This is a genomic window from Actinomadura fibrosa (assembly GCF_900659615.1).
Classification (GTDB): domain Bacteria; phylum Actinomycetota; class Actinomycetes; order Streptosporangiales; family Streptosporangiaceae; genus Spirillospora; species Spirillospora fibrosa.
This window is the reverse complement of the sequence record NZ_CAACUY010000466.1, coordinates 1-3,250: the sequence shown is the minus strand read 5'-3', so window position 1 is coordinate 3,250 and position 3,250 is coordinate 1. Positions and strand designations below refer to the sequence as shown.

Annotated in this window: 2 protein-coding genes; both read right to left on the bottom strand. The window is 70.2% G+C overall.

Annotated features, from left to right (window positions below; translation table 11 throughout):
• Positions 1 to 126: 126 nt before the first annotated feature.
• Positions 127 to 1,284: an LLM class flavin-dependent oxidoreductase gene (locus E1300_RS48630; protein ID WP_207400444.1), complete on the bottom strand. Its 1,158-nt coding sequence runs from the start codon at positions 1,282 to 1,284 to the stop codon at positions 127 to 129.
• Positions 1,285 to 1,508: 224 nt separating this feature from the next.
• Entirely contained in the window at positions 1,509 to 2,735 is a 1,227-nt protein-coding gene (locus tag E1300_RS48625; RefSeq protein ID WP_165503343.1) for an IS701 family transposase, read from the bottom strand.
• Between the last annotated feature and the right edge of the window lie 515 nt (positions 2,736 to 3,250).

The following is a 3,250-nucleotide window of genomic DNA, read 5'->3' as shown; positions in this document are numbered from 1 at the left end:
GCCACCGCGTCCGGGCCACCGCGTCCGGGCCACCGCGTCCGGGCCACCGCGTCCGGGCCGCCGCGTCCGGGCCGCGGGGACCAGGTCACCGCCCCGGTGTTCCGGTCCCGCGGCCCGGCGGGCGCGTCATGTCGCGGCGGCCTGCCCCATCGCCTGCTGGATCGCGGCCTGGTAGCCGGCCTCGAAGAGGTGGCCGTTCGCGGTCACCCAGTCCGCCGACAGCCGGGGCCGGACCAGCGCGCCGGTGAACCGCGGGGCGACGTACCGGGCGAACAGCTCGTAGCTGCGCCGCATCTTGTCCCAGGGCGCCCAGTCGTGCGCCATCAGCAGCATGCCGCCGAAGCCGTCGGTGTTCTCCTGGAGCCGCTCGATCCCGGCGACCGCGTCGTCGACCGAGCCCACGATGATGTTGCCCATCTCGATGTTCGCCTCCAGCTCCTGGCCGCGCGGCACGCCCTCGATGCCCACCGGCAGGTGGAAGATGTCCTCCCAGTAGCCGTGCACCCAGCGGTCGAACCCGGCGCGGACGTCGGCGTACGCCTCCTCGCGGGTCTCGGCGACGTACACGGTCTGGGTGATCCGCCAGTCGGCCCGGTCGACCGTCCGCCCCGCCTCGGCGGCGGCCTCCTCCGCGTACCGCCACTGCCGCCCCAGGTCCGGGAGCGGGATGCCCGGCCGGGGCGAGCCGAACGACATGACCCCGAGGCCCATCCGGCCGGCGGTCCGCATGCTGTTGGGCGACAGCGCGCTGGAGATCGCGATCTCGATGCCCCCCGGCGAGTACGGCGCGACCTGCAACCGGGCGTCCTGGAGGGTGAACCAGTCGGTCTTCCTGGTGATCGTCTCGTCGCTTCCCAGCAGGTGCTGGATCACCTCCAGCGCCTCGGCGGTGCGCGGCCGGGTCTCCGTCTGCTCGATGCCCAGCATGTGCGGGTCGGAGGGGATCGACCCCGCGCCCACGCCCAGGATGAACCGGCCGCGGGTCAGGTGGTCGAGCTGGACCGCGCGGGAGGCCACCATGAACGGGTTGTGGTACGGGAGGCTGATGACGCCCGTCGCCAGCCTGATCCTCCGGGTCCGCTCCGCGACCGCCGCGATGACCAGTTCGGGGGCCAGGATGTTGGCCCAGCCGCCCGAGTGGTGCTCGCCCACCCACGCCTCGTCGTAGTCGAGCTCGTCGAGCAGCTCGATCAGCCGCATGTCGCGCCACAGCGACAGCGTCGGCTTCTCGTTGATGTCGTGCAGCGGCACCAGAAAGGCACCGAATTTCAGGGGCGTCGTCACGTGGAATTCTCCCTTCACATTTCTTTCTCCGCTGGACGGGTGAGCCCGCCATGCGCAATCGTGACCCGCGCGCAGCGGGGCGGCAAGGCCCGGGCGGGCACCGCTGAATTCTTTGTCAGGTCGGACCGTGGAATGCGCGCGGTCGGCAGTTCTTCGTCAGGTCGCGCGACCGCCGCACGCGTCCGCGCGGGGCGGCATCGCGCCGGATGATTCGCGCGTCCGGGCTAATCGAAGACCGTTCCCTCTGTTTCCGCCTCGTTCCGGCAGACCGTCAGGGGAGGGTGCCGCAGCCAGCGCTTGGTCCGGAAGTCGTCCACGTCGACCTCTGCCATTCGGGAAATCAACCGGATCGCGTGCGCGACCGAGACGAGCGTCGCGTGGTGATGCCAGCCGCGGTAGATGCGCCCTTCGAAGTCCATCATCCCGACCTTTCTGCAGATCTCCTCCTCGTCCATGTCGACCCGCTGCGTCAACCTGGCACGGTGCAACAGCACATCGAGCGGCTGGTCGGTGACATTGGACAACCAGAACTGCCGGTCGGATCCGGTCGTCCGGTCGTACAGCCCGAAGAGCACCATCGGGGCGCCCGGCGGCACGCCGTGCTCCCGTCCCGGCTCGGCGTTCGGCAGCCGGACGGCGTGCGCCACCCCGAGCGAGGCGCGGGTGGTGCTGGTGCGGTGGTCGAACGTCGACACGGGCCGCCACCGCCGGTCGCCCCGCGTCGTCAGCAGCCGGACGGTCGTCTCCTGCCGCTGCCCCTGGCCGGGCGGACCGCCGGCGATCACGCGGAAGGACTCGTCCACCGACGCGATGAAGGAGATCCCGCGCCTGGAGAGGGCATGGATCATCTCGGCGCAGGGCTCCCGCACGAGGACCGGGACGCGCCGGACGTCCCACTCGTCGCGGATCTCGGCGACGGCCTCGGCGATGACCTCCCACTGGGCCGCGCCGCCGACCTCGTGCGGGATCTCCGCGCGCTCGCGCCGCCGCCGGTCGCCGATCCAGCGGGGCGACAGGGTGAGGTGCCAGTCGATCGGGCAGCTCCCCTGGGATCCGGCCAGCCAGATCCCGACCCCCGTCTGGCAGTTCGCCACCCGGCCCAGCTGGGCGACGAACTGCCGGTTCACGCCCACCGAGTGATCACCGGCCTTGGGAATGACCAGCGGATTGACCACCATGACCAGCGGGCTGATCTTCTTGCTCATATGCTCGGCCAGCGCCCTGCGTACCGGACGCCAATCCCACGGGGACTTGCTGATGAACTGCTGAAGGCTCTGCTCGACGGTGGATCCGCCATCGCCGGCGATCCGCCGCATCGACTTGCGGCCTTCGGTGGACAGCAGGCCGCGCACATAGCGGCTGCCCCATTTTCGCTGGTCACGGCGGGTCAGTGACGCCAGGACCACATCGCAGAACCGCTGCACGAATTCCGGTGACTCCGGAAACTGCATCGGGTGATCGGCTGCGGCCTCCATTAAAGCCGCGCCTCAACGAACCCGTGAAGTTGAACCCCCACCATGCTCCCCCTTGTTCACACACCCTCGTCCTGCGGAGAAGTCTACGAAGCGGCCGAGTGCCCGGAAAAACCACTTCTGCATACTTAGTCACCTCCCTTCGGCATGCGGCGGGCCCGGGGAATCGGTCACAATCCCCGTTGGCGGGCGGCCATAACGCAACCGCAATACCGCGTCCGAAAAGCAGGCCGATCGGTATCCGTGTGCGCGGCCACCTGGCTGGACGCCGGGCCGCCCCGACCGGGTCCGTAACCATGTGTAACGGTCGGTCCAGGGGATCGGGACCGCGGAATGCACGAAGAGCGAGCACGCGCTCACATCCCCATCCGCGGACTGACAGGGCATCGGTGTTACTGCACAAAGAGCGCATGTCAATCGTGCGGCAATGGCGGCGGCGGCCGGATCCGCCGCCGGACGGGCCCGCCGCCTCCGGGTCGCGCGCGGCGGGCCCC